The sequence below is a fragment of the Nannocystis punicea genome (genome assembly GCF_026965555.1).
Taxonomy (GTDB): Bacteria; Myxococcota_A; Polyangia; order Nannocystales; family Nannocystaceae; genus Nannocystis; species Nannocystis punicea.
The window spans coordinates 7,319,842-7,336,321 of sequence record NZ_CP114040.1 but is presented as its reverse complement, the minus strand read 5'-3'; the positions used below and the strand labels follow the sequence as shown (position 1 = coordinate 7,336,321).

Annotated in this window: 12 protein-coding genes; 8 read left to right on the top strand and 4 right to left on the bottom strand. The window is 73.4% G+C overall.

Features of this window, described 5'->3' with window-relative positions; all coding sequences use genetic code 11:
• Positions 1-154 precede the first annotated feature (154 nt).
• Positions 155-1,873, bottom strand: coding sequence for a serine/threonine-protein kinase (locus O0S08_RS28220; protein ID WP_269032432.1), 1,719 nt, complete (start codon positions 1,871-1,873; stop codon positions 155-157).
• 497 nt (positions 1,874-2,370) lie between these two features.
• On the opposite strand from O0S08_RS28220, the gene O0S08_RS28215 reads away from it, so the two are divergent.
• From O0S08_RS28215 to O0S08_RS28195, 5 genes are all read left to right on the top strand, one after another.
• Positions 2,371-3,252: a hypothetical protein gene (locus O0S08_RS28215; protein ID WP_269032431.1), complete on the top strand. Its 882-nt coding sequence runs from the start codon at positions 2,371-2,373 to the stop codon at positions 3,250-3,252.
• Positions 3,253-3,521: 269 nt separating this feature from the next.
• Complete coding sequence (locus O0S08_RS28210; RefSeq protein WP_269032430.1) at positions 3,522-4,442, top strand: hypothetical protein; 921 nt, start codon at positions 3,522-3,524, stop codon at positions 4,440-4,442.
• Between the two features lie 157 nt (positions 4,443-4,599).
• Positions 4,600-5,925 (top strand): TolC family protein, encoded by a 1,326-nt coding sequence (locus O0S08_RS28205; RefSeq protein ID WP_269032429.1) that lies wholly within the window; start codon positions 4,600-4,602, stop codon positions 5,923-5,925.
• Positions 5,922-7,091, top strand: coding sequence for an efflux RND transporter periplasmic adaptor subunit (locus O0S08_RS28200; protein WP_269032428.1), 1,170 nt, complete (start codon positions 5,922-5,924; stop codon positions 7,089-7,091). Before O0S08_RS28205 ends, O0S08_RS28200 begins: the two co-directional genes overlap by 4 nt.
• Before the next feature lie 8 nt (positions 7,092-7,099).
• A complete protein-coding gene (locus O0S08_RS28195) occupies positions 7,100-10,228 on the top strand; it encodes an efflux RND transporter permease subunit (protein ID WP_269032427.1) in 3,129 nt (1,042 codons plus the stop codon).
• Positions 10,229-10,262: 34 nt separating this feature from the next.
• Here the strand turns inward: O0S08_RS28195 and O0S08_RS28190 are convergent, their stop codons facing one another.
• Positions 10,263-11,768 carry a gamma-glutamyltransferase family protein gene (locus O0S08_RS28190; RefSeq protein WP_269032426.1) on the bottom strand — a complete coding sequence of 502 codons (1,506 nt, stop codon included), beginning with the start codon at positions 11,766-11,768 and terminating at the stop codon, positions 10,263-10,265.
• 151 nt (positions 11,769-11,919) lie between these two features.
• Between O0S08_RS28190 and mtnP the strand changes: the two genes are divergently transcribed.
• Together mtnP and O0S08_RS28180 are read left to right on the top strand one after the other, a co-directional pair.
• Positions 11,920-12,846: an S-methyl-5'-thioadenosine phosphorylase gene (gene mtnP, locus O0S08_RS28185; RefSeq protein ID WP_269032425.1), complete on the top strand. Its 927-nt coding sequence runs from the start codon at positions 11,920-11,922 to the stop codon at positions 12,844-12,846.
• 89 nt (positions 12,847-12,935) lie between these two features.
• Positions 12,936-13,877, top strand: coding sequence for a PfkB family carbohydrate kinase (locus tag O0S08_RS28180; RefSeq protein WP_269032424.1), 942 nt, complete (start codon positions 12,936-12,938; stop codon positions 13,875-13,877).
• Positions 13,878-13,971: 94 nt separating this feature from the next.
• Here the strand turns inward: O0S08_RS28180 and O0S08_RS28175 are convergent, their stop codons facing one another.
• Entirely contained in the window at positions 13,972-14,910 is a 939-nt protein-coding gene (locus tag O0S08_RS28175; RefSeq protein ID WP_269032423.1) for a LysR family transcriptional regulator, read from the bottom strand.
• Positions 14,911-14,978: 68 nt separating this feature from the next.
• Between O0S08_RS28175 and O0S08_RS28170 the strand changes: the two genes are divergently transcribed.
• Positions 14,979-15,452 (top strand): SgcJ/EcaC family oxidoreductase, encoded by a 474-nt coding sequence (locus O0S08_RS28170; RefSeq protein ID WP_269032422.1) that lies wholly within the window; start codon positions 14,979-14,981, stop codon positions 15,450-15,452.
• A gap of 9 nt (positions 15,453-15,461) precedes the next feature.
• On the opposite strand, the gene O0S08_RS28165 is transcribed toward O0S08_RS28170, so the two are convergent.
• On the bottom strand, positions 15,462-16,010 hold the full coding sequence (locus O0S08_RS28165; protein ID WP_269032421.1) for a YaeQ family protein: 549 nt from the start codon (positions 16,008-16,010) through the stop codon (positions 15,462-15,464).
• Positions 16,011-16,480 lie beyond the last annotated feature (470 nt).

Below are 16,480 nucleotides of genomic sequence, written 5' to 3'. Positions count from 1 at the left end.
TCGGACATGTCGGGACGGTGTCCCCGCGGGTCGTCGCGCCGCCTGGCCTACCGGCACGCAGCGGGCTCGACCTGACGAGCGCACGGGCGAGGACGGGAGCGCGCGAGCGTGTCGACATGACAGGCGCCTTCTCGCAGGCCGGAGGACAGCGGGCTCACAGGTCGATCTTGAGGCCGAGCTTCAGCTGGGGCGCGAACTTGGTCGCCTTGACGGCGTCGGCGAGGCACTTGCCGAGGGCGTCCTGCTGCGAGGGCACGGCGCGGGTGACCGAGCCGTCGCTGCCGGTGGCGTAGTCGACGGTGATCTTGGGGCCCTTGACTGCCTTGTGCTTCTTGCGGCAGCCGTCGGCGGCGCGCCGCAGCTTGGCCATCGGGTCCTGCGGCTTGTCGCCGGCCTTGTCGCCGGTCTTGACGACCGGGTTCTTCTTGCCCTTCGGGTCCTCGACCCTGGGCTCGCCGGTGGTGTCCGAAGGGCCAGGGTCGGCGCCGGCGCTGTCGCCCGGGGTGTCCGAAGGGACAGGTTCGATCTTCGGCTGCACGGGCGGGTCGGGCGGCTTGACCGGCGGCGCGGGCGGCTTCGCGACCTCGAGCTTGGCCGGCGGCGGGGCGGCGACGGGGACGGTCGGCTCGGCCGGCGGGTCCTCGCCGCCGCTGAAGACGAAGGCCAGCAGGGCGACCAGCGCGGCGGCGCCGGCGAGCACCGGCACGAGCAGCTTGTTGCGCGCGGCGGGGCGGACTGCGTCGCCGGCGTCGAGGTGGATCTCGACGGTGGCGGCCTGCGGGCGCTGGTTGTCGAGGCTGGTGCGGGTGTCGACGCGCGGCAGGCCCGAGGCCGGGGTGGAGCCGGCGATCACGGTCTTCGCCGCGGGGCCCGGGGTGCTCTGCAGGGTGGAGTCGGGGCCGAAGTGATTGGGCGCGGAGTCCTGGAGGCCGGCGCTCACGGGGACGCCGGTCACGGGGGCGGCGATCGGCAGCGGGCCGGTGCTCGGCCGCGGGGTGGCGCTGTAGGCCGCCAGCAAGTCGTGGAGGAAGACCTCGATCTCGTCCATCGTCTGCGGGCGAGCGTCGCGGTCCTTGGCCAGCATGCGCTGGACGTAGGCGTCGAGCTCGGCCGGCACGCCGGCGTCGGGGTTGAGGGCGTGGACGGTCTGCGGCGGCACGTTGCAGTGCTGCATCGCCACCTGGATCGGCTCGCCGATGAACGGCATGCGGCCGGCGAGCGCCTCGAAGAACAGCACGCCGAGCGAGTAGATGTCGGTGCGCGAGTCGAGGGCCTGCGCCAGGATCTGCTCCGGCGACATGTAGAAGGGCGTGCCGAGAGCGGCGCCGGTGCTGGTCAGCGCGGCGTGGTTGGCGGTCTTGGCGATGCCGAAGTCGAGCAGCTTGACCTGCTCGCCGCCGCGGCGAGCGGTGAGGAACACGTTCGAGGGCTTGAGGTCGCGGTGGATCATGCCGGCCGCGTGCACGGCAGACATCGCGCTGGCGACCTGCTCCATCCAGATCGTGACCTGCTGCCAGGTGACCGGCTTGCGGCTGCGCTCGAGCAGGCGCGTCTCGAGGTCCTTGCCGACCAGGAGCTCCATGGCGAAGAACACCACGTTGGCGTCCATGTCCTCGCCGAGGTGGTAGATGTCGACGACGTGCTCGTGGTGGATCTGCGCGATCGCCTGGGCTTCACGCAGGAAGCGCTCGACGCAGGCCTTGTCCTCGGTGAGCTCGGGCAGCAGGACCTTGAGGGCGCAGCGACGACGCAGGCGCAGCTCGTCGGCCACGTAGACGCGGCCCATGCCGCCTTCGCCGAGGAGACGCTCGACCTGGAAGCGTCCTTCGAGCACGGTTCCGACGAGCGCGTCCTGCTGGGCCTCGAGTGGCATGCCTGGTCTCGCTTACCTACACGAGTCGTCGCCGTTCTGCACGCTAGAACGGAGTCCGTCCTGGAGCGACGCGTGGGCGGGCGCGCCTGCTCCGGGAGGGCGGATCTGCGCTGAAACGGCGTCTGGCGCGATGCTGGCGGCGAAAACGTCGGCCGGCCGGGATGGCCTCGCGGCATCGATCGGCGAGGGTGCAGGTGTCCGGGGATCCTCCCCGACGGCGGGCCGTGATGTGGGTCTCCGGCGGCGACTTCTCGCCGGTTTGCAGCGAGGCGACCCCGGCGCCGATGATGGGCCGTGGCGGGGGCTGATGGCCGGGTTGTTGTACACTCGCGCCGGTTTTTCCGGATGCCGCGCCGCCGCTTCGCTCGCCACCCGCAGCACGCCCTCGTCGAGGTCGGCCGCGCAGGTGCTGGCCAGCCGGGCCGCCCCCCTCGGCCTCGGGCCGCGGCTCACCGGACCGATCCGACATGTCCTTGCGGACACCTCCCCCCCACGACATGAAGCACGCCACGCGTCCCTCCCGCGTCCTGTCTCTCCTCACCGCGCTCGCGTTGCTGGCGCCGCCGCCGGCGCTGGCGGCCCCCGCCGAGGACTCGAAGGCGCTGGCGGCGTTCGAGGCCGGGTTCAACGAGGGGCAGGCCGAGTTCGACCGCGGGCAGCACCTCGAGGCGGCGCGCACGTGGATCGCGGCGGCCGCCAACCTGCGGGAGACGACGGCGCATCGCGACAACCGCACTGCGGTCTACGAGTACGTGGTCGACGCGTTCACGCGCGGGCTGCAGGGCGAGAAGCGGCCGGAGGCGCTGCGCGAGGCGGCCCAGGCGCTCGACGCGTATTGCGAGGGCTTCACCCGCGCGTACGGGACCGAGACGCCGATCAGCCCCAAGATCGTGGCGGCGCGCGACGACTTCAAGGCACGGCTGGCCGAGGCCGAGGCGGCGGCGGCCGCCGCGGCGCCGCAGGTCGAGGCGCCGATCGAAGGGCCCGAGGAGCTGCCGCCGCCCGTCACCGACCAGCCGGAGCCGAAGCCGTGGAAGGGGCTGGTGGCCGGCGGCGCGGTGATGATCGGGCTCGGCGTCGGCGCGGCGGTGGTCGCCGGGGTCGGGGGCGCTCGCGGCAAGTCGCTCGAGGCGCAGGTCGACGACCCCGCCAACATGTGCGTGCTCAGCATGCCGTCGCCCGCCTGCCAGGACCTGCTCGACCGCGGCAAGGCGGCCAACTCGATGACCGTCGCCGGCGCGGTGCTGGCCCCGCTGCTCGCCGGCGCCGGCGTGGCCCTGCTGGTGGTCGGGCTCAAGCGCCGCTCACAGCCGAAGACCGCGTTCGCGCCGGCGCTGGCGCCCGGGTTCGTCGGGCTCAGCCTGCGCGGGTCGTTCTGAGGGCTGTCCCCGGGGGCATGTCTGAAAGGGCATGTCGGAGAGAACATGTTTTAAGAGGCATGGTCTCTCCGACATGTGCAATGGGGCAGGCCGGCTCGTAGTCTAGTGCAGGGGGCAGGCCTCTCGCCTCGCGCGGCGGCGCTCGGGGTGGACGGGCGCGGCGGGTCCGGCTATCGTGGCCTGGTATGGGTCATTGTCTGCCGTCCAGCGATCGTGGGGGTTCATTCGCAGCGCCGAAGCGGCGCGCCGCGACCTGGCTGCTCGCGCTCGTGGTCGCGGGGTGCGGCGCCGAGGGGAGCTCCGACACCGACAGCGGCGGGCGGGTGTTCCGGATCCCGGAGTCCGTCGAGCTGTGCCTGGTGACGCCGTCCACGTCGGAGGCGCTGTTCCGCTTTCGCGGCGTCCTGCGGCTCGAGGCCGGCGAGTTTACGCTGCCGGCCGAGGCGGAGGTCATGGCCGACGCGTGGGTGCCGTTCACGCTGCGGACCGGGCCCGACGGGCCCGAGGTCCGCGGGACCGAGGGCGAGGGCGCAGTCTACTTCGCGGCGGACAGCGTGCCGGGCTCGATGGGCTTCCTCGACCCGAAGCAGGGCTGGGAGACGGCCGTCTACGTCGACGACCCGAAGGCGGCGACGGCCCACGGCGAGCTGCTGATCGTGAAGCTGGCGTACCCGGCCGGCACCCGCGAGTTCTTGCTGGCGCCCGTCGCGGCGCTCGAGCGCGACGGAGACCTGCAAGTCATCGGCTTCGTGCCCGGGAGCGCGCCCGGTGAGTCGCCGCGGCGAGCCCAGGTCGCCCGCTGCGAGGCGACGGAGGTCGAGGTCGACCGCGTCGACGTCACCCTCGCCGAGGGGAAGCTGTCGTTCCACACGCGCCCGGCCCGCGGCGGCGGCTTCACCGTCCTGGCCGAGGGCGAGGTCGACGGGGTGGCCTTCGAGATCGACAGCTACTGGGACCTGGACTACGCGACGAACACGGTCGGCCAGCCGTACGGCCGGAGCCCGCAGCTGGCGGTGCGGTTCGGCGAGCAGCCGGACGGCTCCTGCATCCTGCTCGTCGAGCCGGACCTGGAGTCGCTGGAGGAGGAGGCCTACGTGGCGAGCGTGCTCGACTGCCAGCAGAACAAGCTGCGCGACCTGACGGTCGAGTCCGTCGCGGTCGTCGCGGGCGGGGGGAAGAAGCGCTGGTAGCACGGTCTTCGGGACATGCTCGATGGGGCATGTCGCGAAGGACATGGGAGCACAGGGCGCCGGCGGGGCCATGATGTCCGGATGAGCATGTCCTCGCGGGCATCCTCGACCGCCGTGCGCTCGCTTGCCGGCCGGGGCCGCTCGCATACACCGTCGCGTGTCTCGCTCGCGCCCCCGCTCCGGCAGGTCCCGCGTCGGCGGCGCGGCCGCGCTGGTGATCGCCTGGCTCTCGGGACAGGCGGCCGCGGCACCGGTGGCTTCCGCGCCGGCGGCGGCGGCGGGCGTGGAGGCGATGAGCGTGGAGGAGGCGGTCGACGAGGCGCTGCGGCACAACCTGCAGCTGCTGGCGCAGACCTACGAGGTGCCGCTGGCGCGGGCGGAGACCGTGACCGCGCGGCTGCGCCTGAACCCGACGTTCAGCGTCGGCGCCGACCACCTCGACCTGCTCGGGACGCACTACGACGACGTGAACCACGCCGGCCCCGAGGAGTTCTTCGTCCGCACCGACTGGCTGTTCCGCACCGGCCGCAAGCGCAAGCGCCGGATCGAGGTCGCGGAGGAGAGCGTGGTGGTCGCCGAGCAGCAGCTGCGCGACGCGGTCCGCCGGCTGGTGCGCGACGTCCAGTGCGCCTGCGTCGACGTGCAGTCCGCGGCCGCGGCGGTCGAGCTCGCCGTGATCAACCGCGACTTGTTCGCCCGCGTGGTCGCGCTCAACGAGGTCCGCGTCGACAACGGCGACCTGGCGAAGGTCGACCTGACGCGCGCGCAGATCGCCGAGCTGCAGGCCCGCAACGAGCTGCGCCAGGCGCAGGGGGCGCAACGGATCGCTACCAACCACCTGGCGCTGCTGCTCGGCCGCACGCAGGTCGCCGCTGCGATCTCCGTCACGGGCGAGATGCGGGCCGACGCAGCGCCGCGATCGCTGGGCGAGATCCAGGCGCTGGCGCTACGCCGGCGGCCCGATCTGCGGGCGGCGCACAGCGAGCAGCGCTTCACCCAGCTCGACATCCGCCGCCAGATCGCCGAGGGCAAGGTCGATCTCAGCGTCGGCGTCGAGGCCCGGCGCCAGCAGGGCCTGGCCGGCACCGGCAACTCGCTCGGGTTCTTCGTGGTGATCCCGCTGCGGCTGTTCGACCGCAATCAGGGGCAGATCGAGCGCTCGCGTCAACAAGCGGCGCAGGCCGATCAGCGCGCGCTGGCGGTCGAGCAGGCGATCCGGATCGAGGCGGAGAACGCCCACGTGGCGTACGAGGTGGCGCGTGACCTGCTGGCCAGCTTCGAGGGCGGGATGCTGGTCCGGGCGGAGCAGGTGCTGGCGACCGCGGAGTACGCGTACCGGCGCGGCGAGGCCAGCCTGATCGAGCTGATCGACGCGCAGCGGGCCCACAACGACACGCGCCGGACCTACAACGAGGCGCGGGCGGACTTCGCCAGGGCGCTGTACGAGATCGACGCAGTGACCGCGCTCGGGAGCCCGCCGTGAGCGCGCGCGGGTGGTGGCTGGCGATGTGGGTGGTCGGTTCGCTGGGGCCGTGTCGATCGCGGGCGCCGCAGCGCGAGCCGAGAGGGGCCGCGCCGGCGCCGGTGCAGCCGGGCGGGGCGCCGCAGATCGAGCTGCCGGCCGACTCGCCGATGCTGACGAGCCTGAAGATCGGCGAGGTCGTGGCGCGCGAGCTGTCGACCGACGAGGTGGTGTCGCCGGCGCAGATCGAGATCGATCCGGGCCGGCTGTCGCACGTGCTGCTGCCGGTGACCGGGCGCGTGCGCGAGGTCGACGTCCGCGTCGGCGACCGCGTCGAGGCCGGCCACGTGCTGCTCGTGCTCGACAGCCCGGAGGCCGACGCGGCGATCGCCCACTTCGAGCAGTCGGAGGCCGACGTGCTGGCGGCGCGGGCCGGGATGGTCAAGGCGACCGCCGACCGCGAGCGCGTGCACGGCCTCTTCGCCCACGACGCGGTGGCCCGCAAGGAGGTCGACAACGTCGACGCGGCGTACGTGGAGGCCCGCGCGGGGGTGGTGCGCAGCGAGGCCGATCGCAAGCAGGCGCGCCGGCGCCTCGGCCTCCTCGGGCTCAAAGTCGGCGACCCGCGCGGGACGATCTCGGTGCCCGCGCCGATCGCCGGCAAGGTGCTCGAGCTGCACGTGGCGCCGGGCGAGTTCCACTCGGACACCGCGCAGCCGCTGATGACGATCGCCGACCTCAGCGCGGTGCTGGTGACCGCCGACGTGCCCGAGAACCTGATCCGCCTCGTCGCGGTCGGCGAGTCGATGCAGACCGAGCTGGCGGCCTACCCGGGCGAGACGTTCGCGGCCGAGGTGGTGCGGATCGCCGACACCGTCAATCCGAAGACGCGGACGATCAAGGTCCAGGCGCTGCTGCCGAACCCCGACGGCCGCCTGCGCCCGGAGATGTTCGGCCGCGTGCGTCACTCGCGGGCGACCACGTCGATGCCGGCGGTGCCGCAGTCGGCGGTGCTGCACCGCGACGGCGGCGACGTGGTGCTGGTCGAGCGCGGCCCGGGGCGCTTCGAGGTCCGGCCGGTGAGGATCGGGGCGCGCAGCGGCGAGTGGCTCGGGCTGGCCGAGGGCGCGAAGGTCGGCGAGCGGGTGGTGATCGACGGCGGCCTTTTACTCCTGCCGTCGGAGTGAGGCGAGGGGTGCTGACACGGCTGCCGCACCTGGCCCTGCGCTTCCGCCTCGCGGTGCTGTTCGTCGCGGTGGTGTGGATCGCCGTCGGGGCGTACTCGCTGGCGACGCTGAAGATCGAGGCGTACCCGGACGTGTCGGACACGCAGGTGGTGGTGATCACGACGCTGCCGGGCTACGCGGCGGAGGAGGTCGAGCAGCTGGTGACGGTGCCGATCGAGCGGGCGCTCGGCAGCGTGCCGCACGTGATCGGCCGCCGCTCGCGGACGATCTTCGGCCTGTCGGTGGTCGAGCTGACGTTCGACGACGCGATCGACGACCTGGTCGCGCGCCAGGTCGTGCTCGAGAAGCTGCGCGCCGCCGACCTGCCGCCGGGGGTCGACTCGTCGCTCGGGCCGATGTCGACGGCGATCGGCGAGATGCTCCGCTACCACCTGGTCAGCGACACGCTCACGACGATGCAGCTGCGGACGCTGCAGGACTGGGTGGTCGCGCCGCGGCTGCTGCAGGCCCCGGGCGTGGCCGACGTCGTCACCTTCGGCGGCGAGGTCCGGCAGTACCAGGTCGAGCTCGATCCGCTGGCGCTCGAGAAGTTCCACCTGTCGATCGACGACATCGCCGCGGCGATCCAGGACAACAACGAGAACGCCGGCGGCGGGGTGATCGACAACGGGCAGCAGTCGATCGCGGTGCGCAGCGTCGGCCAGCTGCAGACGGCCGAGGACATCGCGTCGACGATGGTCGGCGTCGACGAGGGGGTGCCGATCTTCGTCCGCGACGTCGCCACGGTGAAGATCGGGGCGGCGCCGCCGACGGGCATCTTCGGCCTCGACGAGGCGCAGGGCGGGGTCGAGGGCGTGGTGTTGATGCGCCGGTGGGAGAACCCCAGCGAGGTGCTGAAGGGCATCCACGCCCGCGTGGAGGCGCTGAACGCCGGCGAGGAGCTGACCGGGGCCCGCATCGAGGCGTTCTACGACCGCAGCGAGCTGGTCGGCCGCACGCTGCGGACGGTCGCGCGCACTCTGGCGGAGGGCGTGACGATCGTCGTGCTGGTGCTGGTGTTCCTGCTCGGCAGCGTGCGCGCGGCGCTGTTGACGGCGCTGACGATCCCGCTGTCGCTGCTGTTCGCGTTCGCGTGCATGAAGCTGGCGGGGATCCCGGCCAACCTGCTGAGCCTGGGGGCGCTCGACTTCGGCATCATCGTCGACGGCTCTCTGGTGATGGTCGAGGCGATCGTGCACCGCCTGCAGCAGCGCGCGGAGCCGCAGGCCCCGGCCGACCCGGCGCTGATCGGCGAGGCGGCCTGCGGGGTGGCGCGGCCGATCGTGTTCTCGCTGGCGATCATCATCTCCGCCTATCTGCCGCTGTTCATGCTGCAGCGGGTCGAGCGGCGGTTGTTCACGCCGATGGCGTTCACCGTCAGCGCGGCGCTGCTCGGCTCGCTGCTGCTGTGCCTGACGCTGACGCCGGTGCTGGCGAGCTACCTGTTCCGCGGCGGGGTGGCGAGCCGCGGCAGCCGGGTGATGGCGGCGATCACCCGCGGCTACGCGTGGCTGATCCGGCGCCTGGTGCGGCGCGCCGGGCTGGTGGTCGCGGGGGCGGCGCTGGGGACGGTGGTGGCGCTGGTGCTGCTCGGCCGCCGCGTGGGCACCGAGTTCCTGCCGCAGCTCGACGAGGGCTCGATCTGGATCCGCTGCAACCTGCCGCGCGGCCTGTCGCTGTTCAAGTCGGCCGAGATCGCGACGACCATCCGCGGGCTGGTGCGGCAGTCGCCCGAGGTGCGCCTGGTCGCCTCGCAGACGGGGCGCAACGACTCGGGGACCGACCCGTACGGGCCCAACCGCAACGAGTTCCTGGTCGACCTCCAGCCGTACGACACATGGCCGAAGGGGCAGGTCAAGGCCGACCTGGTCGAGACCCTGGCGACCCGGCTGCGCGCGGCGATCCCCGGCGGGACGTTCAGCTTCACCCAGCCGATCCTCGACAACGCGACCGAGGCGGCCACCGGCTCGTCGGCCGACCTGGCGATCATCCTCCGCGGACCCGACCTCGGCCAGCTGCGCCGGCTGGCGGTGCAGAGCCGCGAGATCGTGGCGGGGATCGCCGGCGCGGCCGACACGGCGATCGAGCAGGAGGCGCCGCAGGAGCAGCTGCGGCTGCGGCTGCGGCGGGCCGACATGGCCCGCTACGGGGTCGACGTCACCGACGTGCAGCAGCTGGTGAGCCTGGCGATCGGTGGGCGGCCGATCGCCACGGTCTACGAGGGCTCGCGGCGGTTCGCGGCGGCGCTGCGCTTCATCCCCGAGGCGCGCGCCAGCGGTGAGGCGATCGGCCGCCTGCTGATCACGCCGCGACGGGGCGGTCGAGTGCCGCTGGCCGAGGTCGCCGACATCGACGTGGTCGAGGGCGCGACGATCATCGCCAGGCGCGAGAACCACCGCCAGATCACGGTGCGCACCAACATCCGCGGGCGCGACCAGGGCGGCTTCGTCGCCGAGGCGCAGCGGCGGCTGCGGGCGGCGCTGCAGCTGCCGCCCGGCTACCACGTCGAGTGGGGCGGGCAGTTCGAGAACCTCGAGCGCGCGCGCCGGCGGCTGGTGGTGATCCTGCCGTTGACCCTCGGGATCATCGTGTCGCTGCTGTTCTTCGCGTTCCGCTCGCTGCGCTGGGCGCTGCTGGTGCTGGCGTGCGTGCCGTTCTCGCTGCTCGGCGGGGTGCTGGCGCTGTGGCTGCGGGGGATCCACCTGAGCGTGTCGGCGGCGGTCGGGATGGTGTCGCTGTTCGGGGTCGCGGTGATGAGCGGGGTGCTCCTGGCCGAGTCGATCCGCGCGGCGGGGGCCGGCGACGACGTCCGCGAGCGCACGGTGCAGGGGGCGACGCGGGCGGTGCGTCCGCTGCTGCTGATGATCCTGGTGGCGCTGCTCGGCATGGTCCCCGCCGCGCGCGCGACCGGGATCGGCTCCGACGTGCAGCGCCCGCTGGCCACCGTGGTGGTCGGCGGGCTGGTGTCGACGCTGCTCCTGACGCTGCTGGTGCTGCCGTGCGCGGCGTCGCTGGTGCGGCCGGGGCGGCGGAGGCCGGGGAAGAGTGATGAAAAGGACATGTCTGATCAGTCATGCTCGGAAGTGCATGATCTTTGAGACATGTGCGTGCGTACAGGGCGAGCCGCCGCGGTCACTCGCCGCCGAGGCAGACGCCGTCGCGGCGGGGGTCGCCGAAGCCGGTCAGGCGGCCGTCGCCGGCGCGCTGGACCGAGTGGACGCCGCCGAAGAACATGTTGAGGCCGGGCCAGGCGGTGGTGCGCGCGAACAGGCCGGCGAGGGCCTCGGCGGCGGCGGGGCTGAGGCCGGCCTCGAAGCTGACGTGGTCGTCCTCGACGTGGACGCGGGGGGCGGCGATCGCCTCGGGCAGGGGCAGGCCGAAGTCGAGGACGTTGGAGACGACCTGGAGGACGGCGGTGCGGATCCGCTTGGAGCCGCCGCTGCCGCACACGAGCAGGCTGCCGTCGTCGCCGACGATCGCGGTGGGCGACATCATCGACGCCAGGCGCCGGTCGAGCGGCCAGGCGTGCGGGCCGGGCGGGTTGACGTCGTCCTCGCCGAGCATGTTGTTGAGCATCATGCCGGTGCCGGGGACGATCTCGCCGCAGCCCTCGCCGTTGCTGACGGTGGCCGAGGCGGCGTTGCCGGCGGCGTCGATGACGCTGATGTGGGTGGTGCCGCGGCTGCGCAGCGGGCCGGCCAGGGCGGCGGCGTGGGCCGCCAGCAGGTCGCCGCCGAGCCAGGCCGCCTCGACGCCCTCGCGCGGCGGGCCGGCGGTGGCGCGGGCGCGCACCGTCTCGGCCTGGGCGCGGGCCAGCAGGGCCATGTGCTCGGTTGTCTGAAAGCCCATGGCCTTCAGGTCATGTCCGGAGAGCAAGGCGAGGGCGAAGGCGATCATCAGCCCGCCGGCGGCCGGCGGGGGGTTGGTCAGCAGGGCGGCGTCGCGGTAGCGCAGGCGCAGCGGGGCGCGGGCCTGGACGCGGTAGGCGGCGAGGTCGTCGGCGGTGAGGTGGCCGCCGGCCTCGCGGCTCTGGCGGACGATCGCGGCGGCGACGTCGCCGCGGTAGAACAGCGCCTCGCCCTCGCGCGCGAGCTGCTCGAGCATGTCCCCGAGGACAGGGTTGACGAGGCGCCCGCCGGCCTTGACCGGGACGGGGGCGCCGCCCGCCACGGCCGCGGGGTCGCCGAAGATCGCGCGCGCGGCCGGCAGCTCGAGGTAGATCGGCGCCACCAGCGTCATGAGGTAGGCCATGAACTGCGACACCGCGATGCCCTCGCGGGCGGCCTGCACGGCCGGGGCGGTGATGACGGGCATCGGCAGGCGCGCGAGGTCGCGGTGGACCGCGAACATGCCGGCGACGAGGCCGGGCGTGGCGGCGCAGCCGACCCCGATGTGGAACGCCTGCTGCGCGGTGCCCCAGTCGGTGATCACCTCGCGCGCGCAGGCCTCGGCCGGCGGCCGACGCACGCGCGGCGTGTGGACGAAGGCGTCGTAGAGCCGCGGCTCCCTGCCGGCCGGCAGCGCGAGGATGAAGCCGCCGCCGCCGGGCGAGGCGAGCACCGGCTCGGCGACGCACGCGGCCATCAGCGCGGCGAGCACGGCGTCGAACGCGTTGCCGCCGGCCGCGAGCGCGTGCATGGCGGCCGCGGCGGTGACAGGGTGACCGGCAGCGACGCAGCCGCGGCGGTCGTGATGGAACTCGGGTGGCGTGACCGGTGTGTAACGTGCGTGAGGGGTCGCGCGCAACGGCGCTTGGCGCGTACGGGGGCCGCCGGTATCCTCGCCGCGCATGTCGACCCCGCATCCTGCTTCGCCCGAGGCCCGCGATCGTCTGGTGCTGGGAGTCGTCGGCGGCTCCGGGCTTTACGAGATCGACGGGCTCGAAGAGGTCGAGCAGGTCGCGCTCGAGACGCCCTTCGGACGACCGTCCGACCTCTACACGGTGGGGCTCCTGCCGCGGTCGGGCGGCCTGCCGCCGATCCGCGCGGTGTTCCTGCCGCGGCACGGGCGCGGCCACGTGCTGCTGCCGTCGGAGATCAACTTCCGCGCCAACGTCCACGGCTTCAAGCAGCTCGGCGTGACCCACCTGCTCAGCGTGTCGGCCGTCGGCTCGCTGCGCGAGGACATCGCGCCCGGCGACGTCGTCATCCCCGATCAGTTCATCGACCGCACCGCGGGTCGCGCCCAGACCTTCTTCGGCGGCGGGCTGGTGGCGCACGTGCAGATGGGCGACCCGGTCGACGCCGGCCTCTCGCGCCGCGTCGCCGGCGCGGCCGAGGCCGAGGGCGCGCGGGTCCACGTCGGCGGCACGTGCGTGGTGATGGAGGGCCCGGCGTTCTCGACCCGCGCCGAGTCCAACCTGTACCGCTCGTGGGGCGCGCACGTGATCGGCATGACCGCGCTGCCCGAGGCCAAGCTGGCCCGCGAGGCCGAGATCGCCTACGCCCTGGTCGCGCTGGCCACCGACTACGACTGCTGGCACCAGAGCGAGGTCGAGGTCAGCGTCGAGGCGGTGATCGCGGTGCTGAAGGCCAACGTGGCCCTGTCGCGCCGGCTCATCGCCCGCCTCGCGGCCGGGCTGCCGGAGCGCACCGCCGAGCTGCCGTACCCGCGCGCGCTGCAGCACGCGCTCATCACCGACCGGACCCGGATCCCGGCCGAGACGCTGAAGCGGCTCGACCTGATCGCGGGCCACCTGCTGCTGCCGACCGAGTGAGATGTCCACCCGGACATGTGCCAGTGCCCATGTCCCTTGATGCCTGTCTCATCAGGCATGTCTGAACGAACAGCAACGAAGAGAGAGCCATGACCGTGCACAAGCCCCACCTCGTCGTCGTCGGCAGCGTCGCCATCGACTGGATCATCACGCCCCGCGCCGAGCGGCCCGAGAGCGTCGGCGGGTCGGCGACCTTCTTCGCGATGGCGGCGTCGTACCTGTCGCAGGTGCGCCTGGTCGGGGTGGTCGGCCGCGACTTCCCCGACTACGCGGTGGCCGACCTCAAGGCCGCGGGCGTCGACGTGTCGGGCCTCGAGGTCGTGCAGGACGGCCTGACCTTCCGCTGGAAGGGCCAGTACCACGAGAACATGAACGACCGGACCACGCTCGAGACGCACCTCAACGTGTTCGAGAAGTTCCAGCCGCGCCTGCCGGAGGCGTTCCGCGGCAGCGAGTACCTGTTCCTGGCCAACATCCAGCCGCGCCTGCAGAGCGACGTGTTCGCGCAGATGCAGCGGCCGCGCCTGGTCGGCCTCGACACCATGAACCTGTGGATCTCGATCGCCAACGACGACCTCAAGGCGGTCCTCAAGAACGTCGACGTCCTGACCCTCAACGACGAGGAGGCCCGCCAGCTCAGCGGCGAGCACAACATCGTCAAGGCCGCCCGCGCGATCCGGGCCCTCGGCCCCCGCAACGTGGTCATCAAGCGCGGCGAGTACGGCGCGCTGCTGTTCGACGCCGACGGCGAGGTGTTCTCCGCCCCGGCCCTGCCGCTCGAGGACGTGGTCGACCCGACCGGCGCCGGCGACAGCTTCGCCGGCGGCTTCATGGGCTATCTGGCCCGCCCCGGCGTCGAGCCCGGCGGCGCGTCGCTGCGCACCGCGATGATCTACGGCTCGGTGATGGCGTCCTTCTGCGTCGAGGGCTTCTCCTACGACCGCCTCAAGGGCCTCGACGCCGCGACCATCCAGAAGCGCTTCGAGACGTTCGCGTCGCTGACGAACTTCGCCCGCGCGAGCCTGACCTGAGGCGCGCGCTGCCGCCCGAGGCCCCGGCCGCGCCCGGGGCTCGGGCGCATTCGTGGCGAGAGCGGAGCGCCTGTCCCGAGAGACAGCAGCCGCCTCAAGCCCGTCGCCCGCGCGGGGCCCCGATCGCGGCCACCACGAGCTCGCGAAAGCAGCGGGCCCCCGGGTCGGCGTCGGTGCGCGCGTGCCAGTGCAGGGCGATCGGGAAGTCGACGAGCTCGTGCGGGGCGCCCACCGTGCGCAGCGGCAGGCGGCGGCTCACCTCGGCGGCGAAGCGGCGGGGCAGGCCGGTCATCCAGTCGGTGCGCGACACTGCCACCGCCGCGGCCATGAAGTGCGGCACGGTCAGGACGACCCGGCGGCGCAGGCCGGCGCGCGCGAGGGTGTCGCGGGCGACGCGGTGGCCGTGGCCGCCCTCGCCGACGATCTGCACGTCGACGTACGGCGTCGCCTCGAAGGCCGCGCGGTCGAGGCGGCGGCCGACCTTGCGGTTGTCGCGGCGGACCACCAGGACGCCCTTCTCGCTGTAGAGCGGGGCCTGGTGCAGGCCGGGGGCGGTGACCGCGGCGGGGGCGAGGGCGACGTCGACGAGGCCGGCGGCGAGGCCGTCGCTGGCGATCAGGCGCTCGACGGTGACGACCTGCAGCGACGCGCGCGGCAGCTGGCGCTCGAAGCGGGCGACGATCCGCGGCAGGTCGGACACCTCCTGGTTGTCGGTGAGGGCGATGGTGAAGCGGCGGGTGGTGGTCGCAGGGTCGAAGCCGCGGCCCGGCGCGAGGGCGGCGCGCAGCTCGGACAGGCCGGCGGCGACGCGCGGCGCCAGCTCGAGCGCGACCGGGGTGGGCACGAGGCCGCGGCCGCGGCGGACGACGAGCGGGTCGCCGACCACCTCGCGCAGGCGCGCCAGGGCGTTCGAGACCGCCGACTGGGTGACGTGCAGGCGACGCGCGGCCGCGGTGGCGCTGCCCTCGGCGAGCACCGCCTCGAGCACGAGGAAGAGGTTGAGGTCGATCGCTGCGAGGTCGACGGATATCACGGCGGGTGATGGATTGTATGAGGAACTATCACTGGTCGTCATCCCCGACCGCGGCTACTCCGTCGAGCATGAATGACGACGCGCGGGACATCCGGGAGCACGTGCTGCGGACCTGGGAGGCGTGGGGACGCGGCGACGCGCGGGCCTACGCGGCCCTGTTCGCGCCCGAGGTCGACTACGTGGCGTTCGACGGGTCGATCGCCCGCGGGCGCGAGGAGGTCGAGCGGGGCCACGCCGCGCTGTTCTCGACGGTGCTGCGGGCGACCGCGCTGCGCGGGGAGGTCGAGGACGTGCGCCTCGTCGGCGCCGACGCTGCGGTCGCCCACGCGCTCGGGGCGGTGGTGTGGCCGTGGCAGCAGGGGCTGCCGCCGGACCGGCTGTCGCGGCAGACGTACGTGCTGGTCCGCGCGGGCGAGGGCTGGACGATCGCCGCGTTCCACAACACGCGCGTGCGGCCGGTGCCGCCGCCGGGGTCGCCCGGGTTCAAGGTGTTCGCGTGGTTCGTGCGCCTGCGCCTGCGCCTGCACGGCGTGGGCGGCTGACGGGCAGGCTCACGCCTCGACCAGCGAGTCGCGGGTGAGCGGGCCCTCGACGGTCTCGCCGCCGATCGTGACGTAGAGCCGCCCGTCGGTGCGCACGAGCTCGAGCCGGACCTTGCGGTCGAGCCGGTCGGCGAGGGCGTCGAGGAAGGCGGGATCGAGCAGCCACACCGCGATGGTGTCGGCCTTGTGGATGGCGCCGGCGGCGGCGTCGCGGCGCAGCTGGGTGAGCGAGGTGGCGGTGAACAGCGAGACCTGTCGCGCGGCCTTGGTGGCCCGGTGCAGGCGTTCGGAGGAGGGGCTGCCGACGTCGATCCACTCGAGCAGGAGACCGGTCGGATCGCGCACGGCGATCGGCGGGTCGTCGGTCGAGGCGATGCCGTCCTTGCTGAAGGCGATGCCCTCGGCGTGGCTCAGGCAGTAGGCGATCGTGCGCGTCAGCATGAACCGCAGGCTCTCCGACGGGTGGCGGGCGATCCGCAGATCGAGGTCCTCGTACACGCCGCGGTCGATGTCGGAGAGGTTGACTTGCAGGTGGTAGAGCGTGGCCGTCAGCGCCATGCGCATGACTACCACGGACGGGCGGAGGCGGTCGCGCACGAGGCCGCGGCGCCCGGCGCTCGGCGAGGGGGACGGGGCGAGTGCGACGAATGTGGGCCGCGTCGCGAATGCTCGCAGTGGGCGCGTGCTGCGATCGGCCGTTCGCTGAACCGCGAGGATTGATCGCAGTGCGAAGCGCAGGCGCGAGATTGTGGGGAGTCGTGGTTCGCGGCAGGTGCGGCGCGGCCAGGCCCCGCGCCCCCGAAGGTCGCCGGAGGCTCGAATCCGCCCGCAGACCGCGGGGCTGACGAAAATGCACGGCCGGCGCGGCGTCGTTGCGCTCTAGACGTCAAAAAGCATTTCGTGACGGCGTCGCGACAATGTCGACGGCGGCGGGACGCGGTTCCGGGGCATTTGGAGATCGAGATCTCCGGAGCACGCCGACGGCGACCGCGGCGCCGCCCAAAAGACGCGATGGTTCGGTGGTCCCT